At 37.1% G+C, this 251-nt stretch carries 1 protein-coding gene; it reads right to left on the bottom strand.

The genetic code is table 11. The features are described 5' to 3' along the window. Nucleotides 1–31: 31 nt before the first annotated feature. Nucleotides 32–251, bottom strand: a 220-nt coding sequence (locus AAEZ22_RS18525; RefSeq protein ID WP_352298539.1) for a hypothetical protein, incomplete at its 5' end; no start/stop codon positions are given.

Raw genomic sequence — 251 nt, forward strand, 5'->3', positions numbered from 1 at the left:
ATTAAATACAATTTAACGTTAATTTAATCGATTAGAAAAAGTTAACTTTAAATTCAGCACCAATGTAACGCTCTTCGTTAACCATTGCTGTGTTGTTGTTGAAATCAACACCACCAATTGCTTGTTGCTCGTCAAATAGGTTACGCACGAATGCTGATACTTCATATTCGTAGTCGCCTTGTGCCCATGCATAACCAGCACGTAGGCCTACTTCTGTTAATGGCTTACCTTCAAACTCAACTGATTCATAT

It is taken from the genome of Pseudoalteromonas sp. 20-MNA-CIBAN-0454, assembly GCF_040308685.1.
Taxonomy (GTDB): domain Bacteria; phylum Pseudomonadota; class Gammaproteobacteria; order Enterobacterales; family Alteromonadaceae; genus Pseudoalteromonas; species Pseudoalteromonas nigrifaciens.